Raw genomic sequence first — 22538 nt, forward strand, 5'->3', positions numbered from 1 at the left:
ATCAAACCTGCATCGACGCCACGTCTTTCATGCAGCGCAACGCGAACATCGAACGGCTATGGCGAATGCTGGAGATGCGATAGAGCTTCTCGCGCAGGAACCGTTCGTAGCCGGCGGTGCCGTCCACGGCCACCTTGATCCAGTAGTCGTATTCACCGGACACCAGATACGCCTCCAGCACTTCGGGCAGCGCCGCAAGCTCTGAGCCGAAGCGCGCGAGCGCGTCGTCCTCGTGGCGATCGAGCGTCACTTCCAGAATCACGATATCGGCGAAACCTAGCTTGCGCTGGTTCACCAGCGCCACGTAGCCGTCGATATAGCCATCGGCTTCGAGCTGGCGTGTGCGGTTCCAGCACGCCGTGGTGGACATGCCGACCTGCTCGGCGAGTTCGGCGTTGGACAGACGCGCGTTCTGCTGCAGGGCGCGCAGGATCTTGCGGTCCTGATTGTCGAGGGTTTTGGGCTGGCGTTCGCGGGCGCTCATGGCGAAAAAGAATTTTGTACAGGGAAAGTCGATTCTAGCGGAAGGAGCTTCTGGTTAGAGGGGCTTTTGGCCGGAAAACAGGAAGCAAATCCAGCCTCGATCCCGGTATATTTTTCACATGCCTTCTCGTCCGGCACGACCCACGCGGCCACCTCCCCGCGTTGGGGCGCGCCGCCGCAGCCACAAGCCGCGGTGGACCGTCTGAGCCGATCCTTCGCTGCATCCTGCGGCGGCTATCGGGCGCGGCGCGCGTTTATCTCGCGGCCTGCGGCGTCCGATCGGGCGGATGGCATTTGAAAACCGCGCTGTTGCGCGGTTTTTTGTTGCCGATTTTTCGTCGCCGTGCGGCTCTATTGCGCTTGAGCGGGCCGCCGCTTCCATCCAAACGCCTTCGCCAGAATTCCCGGAAATGTCGCTCCAGCTGTATTTGTCCTTTCTCGCCGCCGCGCTGGTTCTCGTGTACACCCCCGGTCCCGTCAACGTGCTCACCATGAGCCAGGCGCTGCACGCCGGCTGGCGGCGCGCGCTGCCCTGCGTCTGGGGCGGCACGCTCGCGGTGCTGCTGCAGCTCGTGCTGACGGCCTTGTGTCTGAATTCGCTGCTGCTCATCAGTGAGCACTCGCTCACCGTGTTGCGTTGGGTCGGCGCGGCCTATCTGGTGTGGCTGGGCTGCAAGCAATGGCGCAGCCGCACGCTGGGCGGTCCTGAAGAAAGCGAAGCCGCGGAGCCGACGCTCACTTCGCATCGCGATCTGTTCTGGCGCGGGTTCGCGACTTCGGGGCTCAATCCGAAGACGCTGCTGTTCTTCCCGTCGTTTTTCCCGCAGTTCATCAGCGCCGATGCGGCGTGGGGCGCGAATCGTCAGTATCTGGTGCTGGCGGCGACTTTCGCGGTGCTGTTCGCGGGCGGCGTGGCGTCGATGGCGCTGTTTTCGCACCGGCTGCGTCATGTGCTGCAACGGCCGCGCCGTCTGCGCGCGGTCAATCGCCTGATGGGCAGCCTGCTGGTGGGGATGGGGGCGATGATGGCGGGGCTGCGCTAAAGCGACTTTGCGCGCGATGCCCCGTCCTGCTGCGTGAGATAAGCGTCAGGGTGCCGTGGTGGTCGTGGCTGGCGTGGCGCTCGATGTCTGCGCCGCGCTGGCGACCGTTGCGGCCGACGCCTGCGCCGCAGGGGTAGCCGACGCTGCGGCGGGCGCTGCCGCCGCACTCGGGCTCGACGCACTTGCCACACTCGCCACACTCGCCACGCCGGCAGCACTCGCTGCGCTGGCCGCCGCCGCGACTGCGGCAGGCACGACCGGCGTCAGTAACGTCGCCGAGGCGGCGGGCGCCACCGGCATGACCGCGTGCACCGCCTGATTGCCTTGCGCCGTCGGCTGGATCGGCTGGATCGCGCCCAGCACCGGCGTGGCGGGCAGTGCGTCGTTGTGGACGGCGGCTGCGCCCGTCGCCGCTGCCGCCACCGCGGCCGCCGGCGAGGCCGACATACCCGGCGTCGCCACACCCGGCGCACCCGCATTGGCCAGCGCGGTCTGCGGTTCGAGACTCGGCGGCAGGGGCGTGATCTTGATCGACCCGCTGCCCGGCACCGGCTCGCTCTTCGCAACGGTGTTCAGATACTTGCCGACCAGGTCGAAAAAGCGAGTGTAGAACGCGCCCGACTGGATCGTCTCGCTCGACACCTTCACCATCTCGTCGCTATTCGAGCGGATCGGCAGCGATACCGACCCCAGAATCGACAAACCCACACTCGCCGACGTGTCGCTCTTCTTGAGCGCATAGCCGTTCTGCACGGCGTTCACGTAGACCATGCTGGTATTGGACGCATCGGCCACGGTACAGACCACGTGCACTTCCACGACGATGTGCTGATCGCTCGTCGGCTGGAAGTTCTTGGTGGCGTCGACGGTGTCGTTGTGCGTCATCGTCGTCATGTAGCCCTGGCTCAGCAGTGCGCGGCGCGAGGCCTCACAGGCATCGGCGCTGGCATAGCTGAAGTTGCGCGAGAACGGGCTGGGCGCGCTGCTCAGCAGCTGGTCGTCCTGAAACTTGTTGGAGGGCTTGGCCGACGAGCACGCGCCGAGGACAGCAACCAGCGGAATCAGCAGGAACGGGGTAAGTCTGGAAAAACGGGGCATGTTCGGTGCAAACGGGACGGCGTTCGAGACTCAAACCACAGTTAACGAACGACCGGCAAACCAGTGGACGGCATGCATTGTAGTTCGGTTCCGGTCTGCAGGACCGAATGACAGTTTCCGCCCGACCCTAAAAGCGCTGGAAGCCCCGTGGGACGGTGATGCGCGGCTTCGTGTCGCGCTTGCCGGGAGTACGCGAAAAAAATTTGCGGAGCGAAAAAAACGGGCTTCCGCTTAAGGCGAGAGCCCGTGTCAACCCGGCGCGCGCGTCGGCAGACGGAGAAGGTGCCTGCCGGTTTGCGCGCCGCAGCCGGGTACCGCCGGCTGTCCCGTACACGTCGCGCCGCCTGCAAGGTTTGCGACGTGAGTGTTCACTTACTTTCCTCTTTGGGCTTACTTCGTGCCGACCGTCGTGAGCGGCTGCCACTGGCCGTTGACGACCTTGTAAACCGTCACGCCGCCGTACTTCAGGTCGCCGTACTGGTCGTAGCCCAGCTCGTTGGTGGTTACGCCCTTCATCGCCGTAGACTTGAGCGAAGCGAGATAGATGTGCGGATCGGTCGAATTGGCCTTCTTCATCGCCGCGAACACCGCGCGCGTGCCGTCGTAGGCGTACGGCGAGTACAGCTCGACCGGCTTGTTGAAACGCTTCGAGTAGCGCTCGACATAGCTCTTGCCGCCCGGCATCTGTTCGAGCGGGCTGCCGCCCGACGAAGCCAGCGCGCCGTCGGCGGCCGGACCGGCGATCTTGATCAGCTCGGCGGAATGGACCATGTCGGGGCCGATCAGCGTCGCCTTGATGGCGAGCGATTTCATCTGCTTGAGCATCGGCGCGGCCTGGGTGTCGGCGCCGCCGTAGAAGATCGCGTCGACGTCAGCCGACTTGATGTGCGTGAGGATCGAGCGGGAATCGACCGCCTTGTCGTTGGTGAACTCCTGCGCGACCACCGTGCCGCCCGCCGCCTTCACGGACTTTGCGAACTCCTCGGCCACGCCCTGGCCGTAGGCCGTGCGGTCGTCGATCACCGCGAAGCGCTTGAACTTCAGATCCTTCACCACGTAAGCGCCGAGCACGCTGCCCTGCTGCGCGTCGGACGTGACGAGGCGGAAAGTCGTCGGCAGGCCCTGGCGCGTGTAGGCGGGCGCGGTGGCGGTGGCGATTTCGGGGATGCCGGCCTTGGCGTAGATCGGCGCGGCCGGAATGCTGGTGCCCGAGTTGAAGTGGCCGATCACGGCGGCGACATTGTCGTCGACGAGCTTTTGCGCGACGGTCGTGCCGGTGCGCGGGTCGGCCTGATCGTCGTAGGCGTCCAGCACGAAGTGCACGGGCTTGCCGCCGATGGTCGGGTTGGTGGCGTTTTCGTCCTCGATCGCCATTTCCACGCCGCTGCGGAAGTCCGCGCCGTAGTGCGCCTGGCCGCCAGTGAGCGGCGCGGCGAAGCCGATTTTCACGTCGTTGGTCTGGGCGAACGCGCCTGCGCTCCACAGGCCTGCCAGCGCGGCGATCAGCGCAGATGCGCGAAGTTTCGGGTTGTTGCCATGGGTGTTGCGTGCCATCTTGGTTCTCTCCTCTGCGTTCTACGTTTTTCATGGGCGCAAGCGGGCCCGCACCGCGTGAAAACGCGCGGCGTGCCTGATGCGCAGGGGTAAATCGGCTGGAGCCGGGCCGAATGGATCCAAAGCGGAATCCAAAACTGGATCCAAAAACGATCCAGCGCTGCGACCCTTAAACCGTTGCGCCCGCAACGGTCTCGGTCGGCCCGGACGGATACGCTAAAATTGTTTGTTTTTCAGACGCTTACAACATCCCATAGGGTCTCCGGACAAGGATGCGGCAACAAGGAAGGTCAGTTTGACGGATACAACCCGTCAACATGAGTATCCATATCTGACTGAATTGTATCCAATTCTGGCAGACGAAAAAAACGACGACAACATTTTTTCGTCGGCCTACGCTCGGCCGGCCAAAACGCTCACGAACACATGACGACAGTGCAGGGCAAGGAAGACCAACGATCGCTGCCTCAAACCATCCGCGATCAGCTGCGCGACGAGATCCTGCGCGGCGTGCTGCCGCCGGGTGCGCAATTGCGCCAGGAGGGGCTGGCGGAGCGCTTCGGTGCGAGCCGCATTCCCGTGCGGGAGGCGTTGCGCCAGCTCGAAGCCGAAGGCCTGGTGAGCTATCAGCTCAACCGCGGCGCGGTGGTGATGGCGATGTCCACGCGCGAGATCTGCGAACTGCTGGACATTCGCGCGGCGCTGGAGACGTACGCCGCGAAGCTGGCGGTGCCGAACATGGTGGCCGCAGACATCGACGTGATGAAGCGCATTCTCGCCGCCTACGACGCCGCCACTTCACCCGCTGAATGGGCCGAGTGCAATCGCCAGTTTCACCTCGCGCTGTGCGCGCCCGCGAATAACGCGCGGCTGCGCAAGATGATCGAGGAATATTGTTTGAGCACGACGAACCGCTATCCGCACCTGCGCATGTCGCTCGATACGGAAAAGGGCGACGTGCAGCGCGATCACTACGAGATCGTCGATGCCTGCAAGCGGCGCGCGGTGGATGATGTGGTGGCGTTGATCGAGCGGCATATTCTCGATACCAAACGCGAAGTGATGGCCGCGGCGCGGCTGGCGGGGTTATCGGATTGAATGTGTGTTGATTGCGCGTTGATTGTGCATTAATTGCGCGCGCAACGAAAAACGGCGAGCGCCCCTTGCGGGACGCTCGCCGTTTGTTTTGATGCCTTTAGAGAAACGTGCCGCTTAGACAGCCATTTCCGGCGGCGCGCGGCGGAAGCAGCGCGTGATCCAGCCGAGGTAGGCAAGACCCAGCACGAACCAGATCACGCCCAGCACGATCGCCGTCTTTTCGAGGCTGCACAGCAGCCAGATGTCGGTGACCGCGCCGATCAGCGGGAACACCAGACCGCCCAGGAAGCCGAAACCGCGCGAACCGGCCGCGCCGCTGAAGTACTGGCGAATCACACACAGGTTCACCGACGTGAACGCGAGGAACGCGCCGAAGTTGATGAACGACGTGGACGTGGCGACGTCGAGCTTCAGTGCGATCAGACCGACGACACCGGCGATCACGATGTTGATCGCGGGCGTGCGGAAACGCGGGTGGATATAGCCGAAGATCGACTTGGGCAGCACTTCGTCGCGGCCCATCGCGTAGAGCAGACGGCCAACGCTTGCCTGCGCCGAGATGCCCGAAGCAAACTGCGCGAGGATCAGGCCAGCCAGGAAGATCGTCACGAAGATGTCGCCGCCAACCTTGCGGGCGATTTCGAACGCGGCCGAATCCGGGTCCTTGAACACCGCGCCCGGATGCGCGAGCTGCAGCGTGTACGCGGCGATCACGAAGATCGCGCCGCCCACCAGTGCGATCAGCACAATGGCGCGCGGGATGGTCTTTTCAGGCTCGATGGTTTCTTCGGTCAGCGTCGAGACAGCGTCGAAGCCGAGGTACGAGTAAGCCGCGATCGCAGCGCCCGCCATGGTGGCCGACAGCGGCACGTGCGGCTGGAAGAACGGCTGCGCGGCGATCAGGCCGCCAGGACCCGCTGCCGCCGACGCGTAGTGGCAGCACAGCACCACGAACATCGCGCAGATCGCCAGTTGCACGACCATCAGCACGATGTTGAAGCGCGCGGCCAGTTCGATGCCGAGCACGTTCAGACCGCTGGTCAGCACGATGAAAGCGACGATCCAGATCCACGCGGGCACGCTCGGGAACGCCGCGCCCAGATAGGCCGCGCCGATCAGCCAGATCACCATCGGCAGGAAGAAGTAGTCGAGCAGCGTGGCCCAGCCGATCATGAAGCCCATGTGCGCGTTGAAGCTCTTGCGCGTGTAGGTGTAGGCGGAGCCCGCGACCGGGAACAGACGCGCGAGCTTGCCGTAGCTCAGTGCCGTGAAGACGATGGCGACGAGCGCGATCAGATAGGCGAGTGCGGCCGTGTCCTGGCTTGCGCCGGCGAGCACGCCGTAGGTGCCGTAGACGATCAGCGGGGCCATGTAGGCGAGGCCGAACAGCAGCACGGACGGCAGGCCGAGCGTGCGCTTGAGATGCGGTTCTCGTGCGCCGCTGGCGGCGGCCGGTGAGGATGGCTTCATGATGCAGGTGTCTCCAAAGTGCTGCGGGTGTGGGTTGCGCAGGCTCGCATCGCCATGCCGTGCGGCAAGGGCCTGCGAATCCCGGGGCAAACTTGCGGCGCGCGTTCTCCCTGCGTTGCGCGCCAGGTATTTCCATTCGACTTCGCGATTCGTTTTGGTGTCCGAATCACTGGATGTTGCTTGATCGAGCCGCGCCAGCCCGTCGATTTACAAAACGGGCAGCGCGCTCAGCGGCGAAACAATACTGCGGGGTAGGGTGATCTTGCGCTGATCGGCGTGGATCAACGCGTCCGGGGACGGATATTGAGCGAACGGCGACCTTGCGCGTCGTTCTCATCCACGAGATTGAGGGCGATGCGCGCGTCGTGCAGATAGCTGTAGTGCTCGCGGCTTTGGGCGAGCAGCGCGCGGTCCGCGGTCACGGGCAGCACGGCGTCTTCGTTTTTCAGCTCGGCCAGCACGTCGCCGAACGGGCTCACGAGCGCCGATTCACCGGGGAACGTGAGGTTGTCGTCGCCATCGCCGATACGGTTCACGAGCGCGGCGAACATCTGGTTCTCCTGCGCGCGCGCCACGATGGCCCGGCGATGCACCGGCCCAAACGGGTCCATGTTGCCGTTGGTGACGACCAGCATTTCGGCGCCGAGCGAGCCCACCGCACGCGCGGATTCGGGAAACTCGATGTCGTAGCAGATCAGCAGACCGACGGTCATGCCCTTGAATTCGCAGACTTCGAAGCGCTCGCCGGGCGTGAAGACGCCGACGTCCGTGGCCCACAGGTGCGTCTTGCGATAGCGCAGGGCGATGTCGCCGCGCTCGTCGATCAGCACCGTGGTGTTGTAGAAGCGCTCGCCGTCGCGTTCGGCGAGGCCCACGGCGACGGCCATACTGGCGGCGCGGGCGGCGTCGCGCACGGCGGACAGCGACGGGCCGGACAGCGTCTCGGCGATATCGCGCACATTCTCGCGCGTGGGGAAACCGGTCAGGGTGGCTTCGGGGAAGACCATCAGGTCGGTGCCCGCGCGGCGCTGGCCGATGACCTCAAGCGTGCGCGCCAGATTGGACGCGACATTGCCATCGATGAGGGGAATTTGCGCGAGTTCGAGTTGCATGCTTGTCTCCAGATTGCATCCGTCTTACCGGCTCGCGGGCGGTGTTGCTTCGGTGCTGCCCATTTATTTGGCCGCGCGAGTCTCTATAGCGGCTATTATCACCACGTTATTTTTGTCCAGGAATTACCCAGCAGGGTTACCCTGATCGGAGGAACCATGGAACCCGACTGGCAGGACCGCGCGTTCCATCATCACATCGCGACGCTGATCGACGCCCTCGACGGCCCCGATTTCTGGACCCGCACGACGCGCGTCATCGAACGTTTCGCCGCCTTCGACAACTGGGTCGCGCTGGTCTTTATCCGCGACCGCGCACCGCTCGTCTGCGCCGAGTCGCCGATGCCCGACGGCACCGTGGATCTCTTGTTCCGCGCGTATCTGGAGGGGATGTACCAGCTCGATCCGTTCTATATCAACGCCTGCGAACGACCGCGCGCGGGGCTCGTCACGCTCGCCGAAGTCGCGCCCGATAACTTCCGCATGACGGACTACTATCAGCGCTACTTCAAGAGCAACATCATCGGCGACGAAGTGCAGTTCAACGTGCCGTTCGACGCGCAGCGCACGCTGATTTTTTCGCTGGGTGCAAAGCACCATTACACCGAGCGCGATATTGCGCAGTTTGCGATGTTCGCGCCGTGGGTGATTGCGCTGATGCGCCAGCGACTGGCGTACGAACCCCTGATCGCAAACGACGTGGTCGCGGATGCGCCGCAATCGGAAGCGGTGGAGCCGAGCGCGCTCGTGACGTTGCGCGAGGCGGACAGTGCTGGGCGCTTCGAGGCGGTCACGCAGCAGAACGGGCGCACGCCGCTCACGGCGCGCGAAATCGAAGTGGTGCGGCAGAGTCTGTCGGGCTTTTCGACACGTGCAATCGCCGAACGGCTCGAAATCTCGTTCGAGACCGTACGGGCGCACAAAAAGCACATCTACGCCAAGCTAGGCGTGAGTTCGCAGTCGGAACTGTTCGCGCTGTTCTACGAGCCGCACGCCCGCGAGGGCGGCTAAAACCCTGGCCCGGCGTTCGCGCGCGAGATCAGAACTCGACGAGCGCGAAGTCTTCCTTGCCCACGTCGCACAGCGGGCAACGCCAGTCTTCGGGCACGTCGGCCCAGCGGGTGCCGGGCGCCAGGCCATCGTCGGGCGCGCCGGCTGCCTCGTCGTAGACCCAGCCGCAGATCACGCAGACCCACTGCTTGAAAGCGGTGTCTTCGGCAGCCGCTTTGGCGGCTTCCGCTGCAGGCGTTTGCGCTGCCGGCGCATCGGGCGGCGTGTCGAGCGCGACGACGAGCGGCGCCGAGGTGCTCTCGCGTGCCGCAAGCTTCGTCTGCAGCGTTTCGAGCAGCGCAGCGGCTTCCTCGGCGGTGAGGTCGATCCAGTACGGATCGCCTGCGCCGTCGTTCAGACGTTCGGGAGAAAACTGGATTTCGAGGGCGACGCCTTTCTTGTACATAAGCGAAAAAACAGGTGTTCAGGCGTCCCGCACGGCTCGATGCTCAGTCGCTCAAACGAAGAGGCGGAGCACCAGCGAGGCCGCGATGCCGCCGAAGGCGATCAGCGCGAGCATTTGCAGCAGCGAAATGGACTTGCGCGGCGCGGCGTTCGTGGCGGGGACAGATTGAGGGGTCGTATTCATGGCGTGCGGCGTCGTGAAACGCGTGTCGTGAGATCTCGTGCGCCCGGATTGGCGCGGCCGAGGAGTGTCGCACGATTTCGCGTCGACAGGGGGCGTTTGCACGCCGCCCGTGCGCTACCGCCGCACCCGGCGATGCCCTTGCAAGCGCCCGGATCGGGAATCGCCGCATGGCATGCGCCATTATCGCCGCTATTACGCAGATCATTGCGCAGCGAGCGGAGATGGATTATTTCGTGAGGGTTGAGAGCCAGGCGTTGCGGTGCTGCGACGACCTCAATTTTGGGGTGCGATGTCGTCCAGTAATATCTGCACGCGTCTGGCAAGGTCGGGGAGATCTCTTTGTACCGTATTCCATACAACGTCCAGATCTACCGCGTAGTAACCATGCGCCAGCGCGTTGCGCATGCCATAGGCACCGCCCCAAGGCAGCTCGTTGTGAGCCGCGGCGAATTCCGGATGGTGCTTGCGAATATTGAAGCTCGCCTCGCCGACGATCTCGATGTTACGAATAACTGCATCGCGTACCAGATCGTTCGCGTCGAAGGCCTGCTTGTCCATGCCCGATGTGTAGCGATCGACGCGTTCAATGGCGTCAAGGATGTGTTGCAGATAGTCCGGCAGGCGAAGCTTGTCGCGACTCATACGGGCACGGCCTCCGCGATCACTGTCGCGCGGAACGACTCCGGCAGCGCTTTGGGCGTCAGGACGTCGACATCGACGCCGAGCAACTGGACCAGCGTGTCCTGAATGATGCCGATATCAAGCAGCGAAGTTTCCGGCGTGGGATCGACGAGGAGATCGAGATCGCTTCCCTCGTTGTCGTCGCCATGCGCTACCGAGCCGAATACGCGCGGATTCATCGCATTGTTGGCGATGACGATTTCGCGGATTCTGGCGCGATGGGCATTCAGCGCAGTGGATGGCCTCATGGACTTCTCCCGGTCAACGACGCTCGTGATGTGAAGCCGTGCTGTGTGTAGCGCCTCATGATAGCGCAGCCCGAGGTGGAGTTTTTGTTTGGTTACGTTGGGCCTGCAGCACGGCTACCCATGCAACCACCGCCGCTCCACAAACGAAGCCACCCAGCACACTGGCAGCGCGCAGGCCATGCCGATGGCCACTTCCGCTATCCGGAATAGCGCAACATCCCACACGGGCCCCTGGGTGGGCACGAGCAGCACGATGGTCGTGGTGATGGCGCCCAGGCGTGCGGCGGTGCTCACGCGCAGACACCAGCACGCCATGATCACCACCGCCACCGCCGCAAGGTAGGCGGGAATGTTCTCCGCGCCCAGCGTCGCCGCTGCGAAGCCGACGATGCCGCCTGCAATAGCGCCGATGAACTGGTCGCGCGACTGAGTGAGCGTATCGGCGTAATCGTGCTGCGTGACGGCAATGGCCGTGATCGCGGCCCAGAACGCCTGTTCGGTATGCAGCGCGCGGCCGATCGTGTAGGCGAGTCCGGCGCCGCAGACGGCGCGCAACGCCATCAATGCGCCCTGTGCGGCGCGGCTCTTCAGCGGCAGGCGCTTGAGTGCGGCCAGCGCCGATTGCTGAAGAGACGTGAGGTAAGCGTAGAGATTGTCTTGCGGGTCGTGCATCGTCAAAAGGCGTCTGAAAGCCGAATCGAAAACCAGGCGCGTGCGTCGCGTTGTTCGCCATCGACACGCGCTGTCAGGCCGCCAAGCATAGCAAGTCCGTGTGCCAGATCGGATCTCGACGGCTATCAGCAAGAATTCGCGCACAACTCCTTAAGACAGGCATCGAACGCTGCGAGCAGACGGTCGACATCGGCTTCGCGGGTGTCGGGGCAGACCAGCATCATGTTGTGGAATGGCGTGATGAGCACGCCCCGATTGAGCAGATACAGATGGATGATGTGCTCAAGTTCGTCGTCCATGGCGGCGCGCGCTTCGCTGCCGTTGCGCGGCGGCGTGGCGCAGAACTGGAATTCGCTGCGCGCACCCACGCGTGTCACGCACCAGGGCAAGGCGTAGCGCGCGATGGTCGCCGTGAGGCCATCCGCGAGCCGCTCGGACAGCGCGAACATATGCGCGTAAGCGCTATCGGTCATGACCTCGTCGAGCGTTGCACGCATCGCGCTCATGGAGAGCGCATTGGCCGTGAGGGTGGTGCCGATGCCCGAGTGTCCAGCAGGCGCATCCAGTTTCGCTTTCTGCGCTCGCGCGGCCAGTTCCGCCGTAAAGCCATAGACGGCACAAGGCACGCCGCCGCCCACCGGTTTGCCGAGCACGAAGAGGTCGGGCTCGATGCCGTGTGCGCGTGCATAGCCGCGCGGGCTGCTGCTGATGGTGTGGGTCTCGTCGATCAGCAGCAGCGTGCCGTAGCGTTTGATGAGCGCCTGGGCTTCGCGCCAGAAGCCGGGATCAGGCAGCACCATGCCGACATTGGTCATGGCCGGCTCAGCCAGCACGCAGGCGACTTCGCCATCGGCCAGGGCGTTTTCCAGCGCGGCGAGATCGTTGAACTCGACCACGCGCGTATGCGGCAACAGGTCGTACACCTGGCCGAGCAGGCTCGCGCGTTGGGTCGCCTCGCCGTCGATCAGATCGACGAAAACGTCGTCCACGGTGCCGTGATAGCAGCCGTTGAACACGACGATTTTTTGCCTGCCCGTGGCCGCGCGCGCCCAGCGCAGCGCGAAGCGGTTGGCGTCGCTTGCCGTCATCGCAAACTGCCAGTAGGGCAGGCCGAAGCGTTCTGCGAGCGCGGCGCCAACGGCCACCGCGTCCTCGCCTGGCAGCATGGTGGTGAAGCCGCGCTGGGCCTGGCGAGCGAGCGCCTGCGCGACGGCTGGCGGCGCATGGCCGAACATGGCGCCCGTGTCGCCCAGGCAAAAGTCGATATAGCGATGACCGTCCACGTCGCTGAAGTCCGCGCCACGTGCGCTATCGACATAGAGTGAAAACGGCGTGGACCAGTCGTTCATCCAGTGCAGCGGCACGCCGAACAGCAGATGCTGGGCGGCCTGCGCGGAAAGCGCCTGCGACTTCGGGCGCGCGGCGACGAAAGCGTCGCGCTCGCGTGCGAGAACGCGCTGAGCGCGCTCCCCATTCACGCCTTGACGGTCTTGCATGGACGGTTCCTCCTCGTGCCTGGTTTTGTCTGCACTGATCGTCGCATGCACATGCATCGAAGTAAATTCGGACAAATGGGATAGGCCATCCGGCTGAGTCTACAAAAGCGAAAAGGCGCGATACCGTTACGGTCATCGCGCCTTGCTTCGCTGCGCTCACAGGGAGCGCCCGATGCAGCTTACTTCCGGTCGATCGAGAACTTGCCAGGACCCGTCACGGCGAGGGCAAGCAGGCCGCCCGCGATGCTGACGTTCTTGTAGAAGTTGATCATGTTCGCCATCTGGTCTGCGCCGGTCATGTTCCAGAAGTGATGGCCGATGATCGCGGTGGCGATGGTGTAGAGCGCCAGCAGCACGGCAAGCGGACGTGTATAGAAGCCCACCACAATGAGGATGCCAACCACGAATTCCATCACGACGGCAATGACCGCCGAGATCATCGGCGCAGGCGCGCCCACGTGCGCCATGTAATCGACAGTGCCTGAAAAGCCGGTGATCTTGGACCAGCCGAACAGCACGAACAGGGCGGCAAGCAGGATACGCGAGACCAGCAGGACGACGTCGTTGCTCTGGCCAAAGAGGTTATAGCGCATGGTGTTTCTCCAGGGAATCTTGTGGGCAGGCGTGCTGACAGACGCCTTGCCGGGGTGTTTAAACGGTTGCAGCGATGAGCGGTTTTGCTTGCCGGGCGGCGAGCGCCCGGCAAATCGGCTTTACGACCAGAGCTCCGACACTTCGATATTACGCAGATCGAACACGAGGACTTCGGCATCGTGTCCATCCGTGAAGCTCAGCTCACGTTCGGAACGGATGCGTGCGCCGTCGCCTTCACGCAGTTCCACGCCGTTCAGCTTCACGCTGCCACGCGCCACATGCACATAGGCGAAGCGGTCCGCGCCCAGCTCGACGCTTGCGCTTTCCGCGCCGTCGAAGCGGCCGGCATAGACGCGTGCGTCCTGGCGCAGCAGCAGCGAATCGTCGGCGCCATCCGGCGAGAGGATCAGGCGCAGCTTGCCGCGCTTTTCCGTATCTGCGATGTTCTTCTGCTGATAGCGCGGCTGCGCGCCCTTCACATTCGGTGCGATCCAGATCTGCAGGAAGTGCACGCCTTCATCGGCCGAATGGTTGAACTCGCTGTGCGCCACGCCCGTGCCGGCGCTCATCAGCTGTACGTCGCCGGGGACGATCACCGAACCCGTGCCCATCGAATCCTTGTGTTCGAGCGCGCCTTCCAGCACGTACGAGAAGATTTCCATGTCGCGGTGCGGGTGCTTGCCGAAGCCGCGCGCCGGGGCGACGCGGTCGTCGTTGATCACCAGCAGATCCGAAAAACCCACTTGCTTCGGGTCGTAGTAGTTCGCGAAAGAGAACGTGTGACGCGAGCTGAGCCAGCCATGTTCACCGCGGCCGCGTTGGTCTGCCTTGCGAAGTTCGATCATTTTTTCTCTCCGGTTGAATCGGTTGCGATTCGTTGTCAGTTGCGATGGAGAGAATATTAGGTCAACCAGAGTGAGATAGATGGCCGTAAAATACGACTCACTGTCACCATATAGTGGACAATAAAAATGCAACTCGACGACATGCGGATCTTCATGAACACCGTGGACGCCGGCAATTTCACCGCCGCGGCGCACCGTCTGCGCCTGTCCAAGCAGTTCGTGAGCCGCCGCGTGGCCGCGCTCGAAGCCGATCTGGGCGCGCGCCTGCTGATCCGCAATACGCGCAAGCTGGCCGTTACGGATCTGGGGCAGGACTTCTACGAGCGCGCGAAGCGCATTCTGGGCGAGGTGGCGGAAGCGGAGCGCGCGATGTCCGACCGGCGCTCGGAGCCGCACGGGTTGCTGAAAGTGAGCGCGCCGATGTCGTTCGGCATGGCGCATCTGTCGCCATTGGTCGCCGAATTTCTCCGCGAGCACCCCGACGTGCGCTTCGATATGGATCTGAGCGACCGGACGGTCGATGTGATCGGCGAGGGTTTCGATATGGCGCTGCGCATCGGGCGGCTGGCGGATTCCACGCTGGTCGCGCAAAAGCTCATCGATGTGCGCATGATCGCCTGCTGTAGTCCCGGCTATCGTCGCCGCCGGCACGCGCCCGAAACGCCCGCCGATCTCGCGCAGCACGCCTGTCTGCCCTACGGGCAGCAAGGCCGCGCGCCGTGGGAATTCATCATCGACGGGGTGAGAACGCCGTTCGAGGTGCACGGGCCGCTGCGCGCCAATAACGGCGAGGTGCTCCGCGATTCCGCCATCGCGGGGCTGGGCATCTGCTATTTGCCTGACTTTATCGTTGCGGGTTCGGTCGATGCGGGGCTGCTTGTCGAGGTCTTGCAGGACTACATGCCGCCATCCAACGCCCTGCACGCGGTCTATCCGCAGCATCGTGAAGCTTCGGTGACGATCCGCGCGCTGACGCAATTCCTGCGCGAGCGACTGGCGGCCCGTGCGGCAACGGCGCACGGCGGGGCGCTTTGACGCGGGTGGCCCGCAGCTCATTGAGGAATGGCGGTTGCGCCCGCATCTAGTGGAGTCGGGAGCAGGTGCAGCAGGGTGATATGTAGCGTCAGTCCCGAGGAACCTCACAGGACCGCAGGCGATCACAGCCGTTGCTTGCCACGGACGTCCGGTCTGGAGGTTATGCGCATGCACCTGAATGGCGCATGAACGGGCCGCTCGATCGCGGGAGCGTGAGGCTCAATGTCGCATTTTCGTTGTATGCTCACCGCCCCGAGGGTTGCTCGGGCCGTTCGATGAGGACGGCAGCGGGCGCAGAACCCCGTACTGACGGGCTTTGAAGGCCGATTAAGGGCTTTCACGGGGTCCGATAGGCACGGTTTATTCCTGCGATCAAAGCAACCAATTTTTCAAATGGGCGGAGTTCCCGTAACCTTCGTCCATACCTTTTCCCAACCCAGAGCGAGGAAACAACGCATGTCTCTCATCAACACGCAAGTCAAGCCGTTCCAGGCAACCGCATACCACAACGGTAAGTTCGTTCCGGTCTCTGAAGAAAACCTGAAGGGCAAGTGGTCGGTCGTCGTGTTCTACCCGGCTGACTTCACGTTCGTGTGCCCGACCGAACTCGGCGACCTGGCTGACCAGTACGCAGAATTCCAGAAGCTGGGCGTTGAGATCTACGGTGTGTCGACCGACACGCACTTCACGCACAAGGCATGGCACGACACGTCGGACACGATCGCCAAGATCCAGTACCCGCTGGTTGGCGACCCGACGGGCGCGATCACGCGTAACTTCGACGTCATGATCGAAGAAGAAGGTCTGGCACTGCGCGGCACGTTCGTGATCAACCCGGAAGGCGAGATCAAGCTGTGCGAAATCCACGACAACGGCATCGGCCGTGACGCTAAGGAACTGCTGCGCAAGGTTCAGGCAGCTCAGTACGTCGCATCGCACCCGGGCGAAGTTTGCCCCGCCAAGTGGACGCCGGGCGCAGAAACGCTCAAGCCGTCGCTCGACCTGGTCGGCAAGATCTAAGCGTTGTTTTATCGATGCAGTCGCACTGACTGCATGACGCTGAAGTCTCACTAGCTGTATCTCCGGGCCGCGCCTACGCGGCGGCGGCCCGGATGCCTGAATCGCCAGCTACAAGACGGCGAATATGCCAGGCAATACTGAGTAATAAATCAAGAATTCCCCCGCTTCTTCTCTAGCCGGAAAACGCCATGCTCGACGCAAATCTCAAGACCCAACTGAAAAGCTACCTCGAAAAAGTCACGCAGTCGATTGAGATCGTTGCGTTCCTGAACGACGGCGAGAAGTCGCAGGAACTGCAGCAACTGCTGCAGGACATCGCTTCGCTGTCGGATCGCATCACTTACGAAGAACGCCGTGGCGCCGCTGCTGGCGACGCGCGTACCCCTTCGTTCGAGATCAAGCGTGCGAATTCGGACGTGAAGGTCACGTTCGCCGGTATCCCGATGGGCCACGAATTCACGTCGCTCGTGCTGGCCCTGCTGCAAGTGGGCGGCCATCCGGTCAAGCTCGAAAACGAAACGGTCGAGCAGGTGAAGTCGCTCGACGGCGTGTTCTCGTTCGAAGTCTATATGTCGCTGTCGTGCCAGAACTGCCCGGAAGTCGTGCAGTCGATCAACGCGATGGCGGCGCTCAACCCGAACGTGCAGATCGTCACTATCGACGGCGCGCTGTTCCAGGATGAAGTCGAGAAGCGCCAGATCATGGCTGTGCCGACCATCTACCTGAACGGCGAAGTGTTCGGCCAGGGCCGCATGGGCGTGGAAGAAATTCTCGCCAAACTCGACACGGGCGCATCGGCGCGCGCGGCCGAGAAGCTGAACCAGAAGGACATTTTCGACATGCTGATCGTCGGCGGCGGCCCCGCTGGCGCGGCGGCTGCGATCTACGCGGCGCGCAAGGGCATCAAGACCGGCGTGCTGGCCGAGCGTTTCGGCGGCCAGGTGCTCGACACCATGGCGATCGAAAACTTCATCTCGGTCACGGAAACGGAAGGACCGAAGTTCGCGACGGCGCTCGAACAGCACGTTCGCGCCTACGAAGTGGACATCATGAATCTGCAACGCGCCGACGCCGTAGTGCCCACGGGCAAGGGTTTCGAAGTGCGCACGCAAAGCGGCGCGACGCTGCGCGCGAAGAGCGTGGTGCTGGCGACCGGCGCGCGCTGGCGCAATGTGGATGTGCCGGGCGAGCAGGAGTACAAGAACAAGGGCGTGGCGTACTGCCCGCACTGCGACGGTCCGCTCTTCAAGGGCAAGCGCGTGGCGGTGATTGGCGGCGGTAACTCGGGCGTCGAAGCGGCGATCGACCTTGCCGGCATCGTCAGCCATGTGACGCTGCTCGAATTCGGCGCGCAACTGCGTGCTGACGAAGTGTTGCAACGCAAGCTGCGCAGCCTGCCGAACGTCACGGTGCATGTGAATGCGCAGACCACGGAAATTGCCGGCGACGGCCAGAAGGTCACGGGTCTCGCGTTCCTTGAGCGCACCTCGGGCGAGAAGCGTCATGTCGAACTCGAAGGCGTGTTCGTGCAGATCGGCCTCGTGCCGAACACCGAGTTCCTGAAGGGCACGGTGGCGCTGTCGAAGCACGGCGAGATCGAAGTGGATGCGAAGGGCCAGACGTCGGTGCCGGGTCTGTTCGCCGCGGGCGACGTGACGACCGTGCCGTTCAAGCAGATCGTGATCGCCGTGGGCGAAGGCGCGAAGGCTTCGCTGGCTGCGTTCGATTACCTGATCCGCTCCTCGGTCGACGAGGAAGAGGACGCCAAGGCGGCCGCCGCCGTCGCATAAGGTTTTTTGCCGCGGGATGCCCCATGCGGACGCCGGCCCAGTGGCCGGCGTTTTTTTTCGCCTGGGCGAGCGTCGGCGTGACAAACTTTAGCGTGCGGCACGAAGCCGCTGAGGAAGGAGACTGCCGTGGATCGAGACACTTTTATCCGCACGCTGGCGGACGAGGGCTTTCCGGAACCGGTGCTCATCACGCGCGAACCGGGCCACATGGACGAGCATACGCATCCGTTCGAAGCGAAGGCGCTGATCGTGGCCGGAGAGATCACGATCAGCACGGGCGGCGAGGCGCGGGTGTATCGCGCGGGCGAGGTGTTTCACGTAGCCGCCGGATTGCCGCACGTCGAGGACTACGGTCCGCAGGGCGTGCAGTATCTGGCCGGGCGCAAGGGGTGATGGGGCGTTGGGGTCAGGCCGCGAGGCGGCGTAGATCCGAAAGCTTGACGTGGCGCGCCGCTTCTTCCAGATCGTAATCGGCCTGTAGCGTCATCCAGAATTGCGGTGTGGTGCCGAATACGAAGGCCAGGCGGAGGGCGGTATCTGCGCTCTCGCTGCGTTCACCGTGAACGATTTCGTTGATGCGTCGCGGCGGCACGTTCATGGCGCGGGCCAGCGCGTTCTGGCTCATGTCCATCGGTGTGAGGAATTCGTCCTGGAGTACGACTCCGGGGTGGACGTTCGCGAGTTTTTTCATGGAATTCCGATGTCAATTGGAGATTCCGACATCACGCCACGCATCACACGATGCGCGGCGTTTTTCATAGGATGGCATCTGTTCCAGATCAAACGCCATCCAGAACCCTGGCCTCACCCCCGCGCCGCAATCTCCCTCTTCCACCCTTCGATGATCTTCGCCGCGAGCGCGCTGTAGTCGCCGTCGAAGTGGTGACTGCCGTTGGTCTTCACGAGATCGATGCCGGTGTTCGCCAGCGCCGGGCACAGCGTGTCCTTCTCATCCGCGCCATACACGCATTGGACGATCGACGGCGGCACCTTCGCCAGTTCCGGCTGCACCTTGAGCGCCTTGTCGCTCGCCGGCATGCCGAGCCAGCCGACCACGCGGATCTGGAAGTCCGCATCGGGCGCGAAGCCCAGCAGCGACATATACGAGACCTTCGCGCGCACTGCTTCGGGCAGGCGGTTATAGGCGAACGGCATCACATCCGCGCCAAACGAGTAGCCCACCAGCGCGATGTGCTTCGCGTGCCAGCGCGACGAATACGTGTTGATCACGCGCGCCAGATCGTGGCTCGTCTGCGCGGGCGACTTCTCGCTCCAGAAGTAGCGCAGCGCGTCCCAGCCGATCACCGAAATCCCCTGCTTTTGCAGCGCTTCCGCAATCGTCTTGTCGAGATCGCGCCAGCCGCCGTCACCGGAAATCACCACGGCGAGCATGTCGGTCGGGTGCGCGGCGGGCAGTTCGACGAGCGGCAGATCGGAGACGTCTTCCTCGCTTTCCGTCGACACATGCAGATGCGGTGCGGTGAGGGCCACGAGCTTGTCGACGTCGCTCATGCTGGCGGCGAAGGTGCGCGGCGCAGCGGCCGTTTCCGGCGCCGAAGCGGCCTTCGTCGCGGCCGGAGCCGCCGCCGTCACGCCTTGCTCGAAGAAGCCGGGCAGGCCTTTGCCGCGCGAGAGCGTCGGATCGGCGGGGCAGGGCGCGAAACGCGGGTCGAGCTTCGCGGCCGGGTCCAGCGATACCGCGCCCGCCATCGTGTTGGCAGGCGCCTGCGAAAGCATGCGTTGCGCGATCAGCGCGCCTTCGCCCGTGCCGACCGAGATCGGCGCGTAGTACTGGCTCGACGCTTCCTGGCGTTCGAGCTGGTGGCTGAGCGCTTCGGCATCGCTGTAGAGCTTGTGGCAGGTCTCGGTTTTGACCGCGGCGAGGTTGGTCGCGTAGCGTTCCTTGTCCACGCCCACCACCAGCGCGCCGTGATGGGCGAGCGCGTCGGCGCGGGTCTGGTCGTCGGCGTTCCAGTGCGGGCCTGCGGAGAACAGCACGGTGAAACCGCGCATTCCGCCGATGGGCCGCGTCACGGCGACATCGCCATAACGTCCGCCGGACACATGCGTGACGGCGCTATGCGCCGGAGCCTCGGTTGCATGAGCCTGAGTTGCGCCAAACGCGAGCAATACTGCGCCCGCCGCCGCAACAGTCGTGCGCGGCAGCGAGAAAATACGATGAATCATGAACGCCAGCCTCCTGCCAGCAACGAAAGATCTGCGAGGGTGATGAACACGCTCATCGAGCCCGAGGCGGCCAGATAACGCGGTTCCCAGCGCGGCGCGAACTTGTTCTTGAAGCCGCGCAGCCCCCGGAAGTTGTAGAACTTGCCGCCGAAACGCCAGATCAGCCCGGCCAGGCGGTGCCACGACGACGCCAGCGGCGTCGGCCCCATGCCGGAAAGCGGCGCCATGCCGAGCGAGAGCGACTGATAGCCGGCGGCCTTCAGATGCAGCGCAAGCTGCGTGAACAGATACTCCATCGCGTAGCCCGAGGCTCCCGGCAGATGGCGCATGACGCCGACCGTCGCGTCGGTGTTCAGATCGGTCGTCATGAAGGTGACGAAGGCGAGCGGCGCGCCGTTCTGGCGCACCAGCAGCACATGCTGCGCGGCGAGGTAGTCGTCTTCGAACGCGGCCACCGAAAAGCTCTTTTCGCGCGCTTCGCGATCTTCGAGCCAGGCGTCCGAGATCGCGCGCAGGACCGGCAGGCTGTCGGCCATCTGGGCGGGCTCGATATTCTCGAACGAGAAGCCGTCGCGCTCGCCGCGCTTGAGCGCGTAGCGCAGATGCGCGCGCTGCGGGCCCTTCAGATCGAATTCCTGCAGCATCACGCGCGCTTCCTCGCCGAGCTTCATCAGCGTGAGACCGGCGTCGAGGTAGAGCGGCAGGGCGTCGGCGCGCACCTGATAGAACGCGGCGCGACCGCCATGCGTGTGCGCGAGCGAGACGAATTCGCGGATCAGCGCGGGCCATTCTTCACGCGGGCCAACCGGATCGTGCAGCGCCGCCCAGGTGCGACCACGCTTGGCGTACATCAGGAAGGCGTTGCGCGACTGCGAGAACAGGAAGCTCTTGTCGCCCATCAGCGCGAGGCCCGCATCGCTGCGCTCCTGGGCGCGCACGATGCGCGCGGCTTCGGCCAGATCTTCGCTGGCGGGCATCACGAAGCGGCCCGCAGCCGGGCGCAGCAGTTGCCACGAAGCCAGCGCCGCGGCGAACACCCCTGCGCCGAGCGTTGCGCGCAGCGCACGCGGCGCGCGTTCATCGAAGGCGAACTGCCACCACAGATGCTGCGAGTAATCGACGTCGCGGAAGGCGAACAACAGCACCCAGACAGCCAGCGCGATCACGCAGCCGACCGACGCCAGCCACGCGGGCGTGAAGGTTTCCTTGAACAGCGACGAATGGCGATTGAAACGGCCGCGCGTGGCGATGAGCAGCGCGATCAGCACGCACAGCACGCCCGCTTCCACGAACGCGAGGCCCTTGGTCAGCGAAAGCGCGAGATTGGCGACGGCCAGAATGAGCGCGAGCCACCAGGCGGCGTCGAGGCGGCGCAGCAGGCCGCGCGCCACGAACAGCAACAGCACGCCAAAGATGCTGCCAAGAAACTGCGAGCTTTCGAGCACCCACAGCGGCAGGAAGGTCTGCAACAGCGCGATGCGCTTGGCGAATGCGGGCGTCGCGCCCGAAATCACCAGCATGCTGCCCGTCACGAAGGTGACGATGGCGAGGAACAGCGGCGCGAGTTGCGAGACGCCGTCCGCGCCGCGCTTCGCGAAGCTGGTATTGAGCGGGTTCTTGAGCGCGCGGCCTTCGAACACGGCCAGCAGCGCCGCCGAGAGCGCGAGCGGCGCGCCGAAATAGATCGCGCGATAGGCCAGCAGCGCGGCAAACACCTTCGAGCCGGGCACGCTGGAACCGAGCGCGAACACCATCGCCGCTTCGAATACGCCAATGCCGCCCGGCGTGTGGCCGATCAGGCCCAGCAGCATGGCGGCGGTGTAGACGGTCAGGAAATCGGCGAAATCGAGTTGCGCATGCGGCATCACCGACCACAGCGCGAGGCCCGCGCCCACCACGTCGAGCGCGGCGAGCAGCAGCTGCGCGACGAGGTCGCGGCGCGCCGGCACCGTGAAGCGCAGCCAGGCGCGTTTAAAGGGTTCGATCTCGCGCGCGCGGGCCGGGCAGGCGACGATCATCGCCGCGCCGAGTGCGAGCACGATGCCGCCGATCCAGCGCAGCGCGTCGGGTGTGAGGTGCAGCAGGCCTGAGAGCGTATCGGCGGAGGCGACCATGCCGATGGCCGTCATCAGCGTCAAAGCGATCGCGAGCGTCACGCTCGTGAACACCGTCATACGGCCAATCTGTGCGGCGGTGACGCCGGCGGGGCCATAGACGCGGCAGCGCACCGCGCCGCCCGTGAGCGCGCCAAAGCCCGTCACGTTGCCCAGCGCCGAGCCGGCGATCGCGCCCACCCACAGCGCGCCGCGCGAAACCCGCGCGCCGAGATAGCGCAGGCCGACCGCATCGCGCCCGACGAGGGCGACGAAGCTGAGCGCCGTGGCGCCGAGCACGCCGGTCCATTGTCCTGGGGCCAGATGCCAGAGCTGGCGGATCACCGAGCGGTAGTCCACCGATTTCGACAGATGCTGGAATA

The 22538-nt window shown here is 64.2% G+C and carries 23 protein-coding genes; 7 read left to right on the forward strand and 16 right to left on the reverse strand.

From position 1 onward, the window contains the following. Position 1 precedes the first annotated feature (1 nt). Positions 2–484: an Lrp/AsnC family transcriptional regulator gene (locus F3J17_RS32360; RefSeq protein WP_027817200.1), complete on the reverse strand. Its 483-nt coding sequence runs from the start codon at positions 482–484 to the stop codon at positions 2–4. Positions 485–893: 409 nt separating this feature from the next. Between F3J17_RS32360 and F3J17_RS32365 the strand changes: the two genes are divergently transcribed. Continuing rightward, positions 894–1526: a LysE family translocator gene (locus tag F3J17_RS32365; protein WP_167069342.1), complete on the forward strand. Its 633-nt coding sequence runs from the start codon at positions 894–896 to the stop codon at positions 1524–1526. A gap of 45 nt (positions 1527–1571) precedes the next feature. Here the strand turns inward: F3J17_RS32365 and F3J17_RS32370 are convergent, their stop codons facing one another. Further along, positions 1572–2624 carry a DUF2242 domain-containing protein gene (locus tag F3J17_RS32370; protein ID WP_167069344.1) on the reverse strand — a complete coding sequence of 351 codons (1053 nt, stop codon included), beginning with the start codon at positions 2622–2624 and terminating at the stop codon, positions 1572–1574. A 390-nt stretch (positions 2625–3014) separates the two neighbouring features. Then, complete coding sequence (locus F3J17_RS32375) at positions 3015–4178, reverse strand: branched-chain amino acid ABC transporter substrate-binding protein (RefSeq protein WP_167069346.1); 1164 nt, start codon at positions 4176–4178, stop codon at positions 3015–3017. Positions 4179–4604: 426 nt separating this feature from the next. Here F3J17_RS32375 and F3J17_RS32380 point away from each other — a divergent pair, with 426 nt between their 5' ends. Continuing rightward, positions 4605–5276: a GntR family transcriptional regulator gene (locus F3J17_RS32380; protein ID WP_167069348.1), complete on the forward strand. Its 672-nt coding sequence runs from the start codon at positions 4605–4607 to the stop codon at positions 5274–5276. A 114-nt stretch (positions 5277–5390) separates the two neighbouring features. Here F3J17_RS32380 and F3J17_RS32385 read toward each other — a convergent pair whose 3' ends face one another. Both F3J17_RS32385 and F3J17_RS32390 read right to left on the reverse strand, forming a co-directional pair. Continuing rightward, positions 5391–6746: an APC family permease gene (locus F3J17_RS32385; protein ID WP_167069350.1), complete on the reverse strand. Its 1356-nt coding sequence runs from the start codon at positions 6744–6746 to the stop codon at positions 5391–5393. Positions 6747–7027: 281 nt separating this feature from the next. Beyond that, complete coding sequence (locus tag F3J17_RS32390) at positions 7028–7858, reverse strand: carbon-nitrogen hydrolase family protein (protein WP_167069352.1); 831 nt, start codon at positions 7856–7858, stop codon at positions 7028–7030. 156 nt (positions 7859–8014) lie between these two features. On the opposite strand from F3J17_RS32390, the gene F3J17_RS32395 reads away from it, so the two are divergent. Beyond that, positions 8015–8866 carry a helix-turn-helix transcriptional regulator gene (locus tag F3J17_RS32395; protein WP_167069354.1) on the forward strand — a complete coding sequence of 284 codons (852 nt, stop codon included), beginning with the start codon at positions 8015–8017 and terminating at the stop codon, positions 8864–8866. 28 nt (positions 8867–8894) lie between these two features. On the opposite strand, the gene F3J17_RS32400 is transcribed toward F3J17_RS32395, so the two are convergent. The 8 genes from F3J17_RS32400 to F3J17_RS32430 all read right to left on the reverse strand — a co-directional run bounded on the left by F3J17_RS32400 (position 8895) and on the right by F3J17_RS32430 (position 14030). Next, positions 8895–9311, reverse strand: a complete 417-nt coding sequence (locus F3J17_RS32400; protein WP_167069356.1) for a rubredoxin — start codon at positions 9309–9311, stop codon at positions 8895–8897. A gap of 51 nt (positions 9312–9362) precedes the next feature. After that, the gene (locus tag F3J17_RS36515; protein WP_275692937.1) at positions 9363–9494 is read right to left on the reverse strand and encodes a hypothetical protein; all 132 of its coding nucleotides are present in this window, start codon (positions 9492–9494) and stop codon (positions 9363–9365) included. A 273-nt stretch (positions 9495–9767) separates the two neighbouring features. Then, entirely contained in the window at positions 9768–10136 is a 369-nt protein-coding gene (locus F3J17_RS32405) for a DUF86 domain-containing protein (protein ID WP_167069358.1), read from the reverse strand. Then, complete coding sequence (locus F3J17_RS32410) at positions 10133–10423, reverse strand: nucleotidyltransferase domain-containing protein (RefSeq protein ID WP_167069360.1); 291 nt, start codon at positions 10421–10423, stop codon at positions 10133–10135. The genes F3J17_RS32405 and F3J17_RS32410 overlap by 4 nt, the downstream gene beginning before the upstream one ends. A 114-nt stretch (positions 10424–10537) precedes the next feature. Continuing rightward, positions 10538–11095 carry an FUSC family protein gene (locus tag F3J17_RS32415; RefSeq protein ID WP_167069362.1) on the reverse strand — a complete coding sequence of 186 codons (558 nt, stop codon included), beginning with the start codon at positions 11093–11095 and terminating at the stop codon, positions 10538–10540. A gap of 125 nt (positions 11096–11220) precedes the next feature. Further along, on the reverse strand, positions 11221–12591 hold the full coding sequence (locus F3J17_RS32420; protein WP_167069364.1) for an aspartate aminotransferase family protein: 1371 nt from the start codon (positions 12589–12591) through the stop codon (positions 11221–11223). Positions 12592–12770: 179 nt separating this feature from the next. Further along, a complete protein-coding gene (locus tag F3J17_RS32425) occupies positions 12771–13184 on the reverse strand; it encodes a DoxX family protein (RefSeq protein ID WP_167069366.1) in 414 nt (137 codons plus the stop codon). Between the two features lie 120 nt (positions 13185–13304). Then, complete coding sequence (locus F3J17_RS32430; RefSeq protein WP_167069368.1) at positions 13305–14030, reverse strand: pirin family protein; 726 nt, start codon at positions 14028–14030, stop codon at positions 13305–13307. Between the two features lie 126 nt (positions 14031–14156). On the opposite strand from F3J17_RS32430, the gene F3J17_RS32435 reads away from it, so the two are divergent. The 4 genes from F3J17_RS32435 to F3J17_RS32450 all read left to right on the forward strand — a co-directional run bounded on the left by F3J17_RS32435 (position 14157) and on the right by F3J17_RS32450 (position 18268). Further along, on the forward strand, positions 14157–15065 hold the full coding sequence (locus F3J17_RS32435) for a LysR family transcriptional regulator (protein ID WP_167069370.1): 909 nt from the start codon (positions 14157–14159) through the stop codon (positions 15063–15065). A gap of 456 nt (positions 15066–15521) precedes the next feature. Then, positions 15522–16085 (forward strand): alkyl hydroperoxide reductase subunit C, encoded by a 564-nt coding sequence (ahpC, locus tag F3J17_RS32440; protein WP_027817187.1) that lies wholly within the window; start codon positions 15522–15524, stop codon positions 16083–16085. A 188-nt stretch (positions 16086–16273) separates the two neighbouring features. Continuing rightward, positions 16274–17875: an alkyl hydroperoxide reductase subunit F gene (gene ahpF, locus F3J17_RS32445; protein ID WP_167069372.1), complete on the forward strand. Its 1602-nt coding sequence runs from the start codon at positions 16274–16276 to the stop codon at positions 17873–17875. 126 nt (positions 17876–18001) lie between these two features. Continuing rightward, positions 18002–18268, forward strand: coding sequence for a cupin domain-containing protein (locus tag F3J17_RS32450; RefSeq protein WP_167069374.1), 267 nt, complete (start codon positions 18002–18004; stop codon positions 18266–18268). Between the two features lie 13 nt (positions 18269–18281). Here F3J17_RS32450 and F3J17_RS32455 read toward each other — a convergent pair whose 3' ends face one another. From F3J17_RS32455 to mprF, 3 genes are all read right to left on the reverse strand, one after another. Next, the gene (locus F3J17_RS32455; RefSeq protein WP_167069376.1) at positions 18282–18566 is read right to left on the reverse strand and encodes a HigA family addiction module antitoxin; all 285 of its coding nucleotides are present in this window, start codon (positions 18564–18566) and stop codon (positions 18282–18284) included. A 113-nt stretch (positions 18567–18679) separates the two neighbouring features. Continuing rightward, positions 18680–20062 carry a virulence factor family protein gene (locus tag F3J17_RS32460; RefSeq protein WP_167069378.1) on the reverse strand — a complete coding sequence of 461 codons (1383 nt, stop codon included), beginning with the start codon at positions 20060–20062 and terminating at the stop codon, positions 18680–18682. After that, on the reverse strand, positions 20059–22538 hold a 2480-nt coding region (gene mprF, locus F3J17_RS32465), incomplete at its 5' end, for a bifunctional lysylphosphatidylglycerol flippase/synthetase MprF (protein ID WP_167069380.1). The genes mprF and F3J17_RS32460, both read right to left, overlap by 4 nt.

This window comes from Burkholderia sp. Ax-1719 (genome assembly GCF_011753055.1).
Lineage (GTDB): Bacteria > Pseudomonadota > Gammaproteobacteria > Burkholderiales > Burkholderiaceae > Paraburkholderia.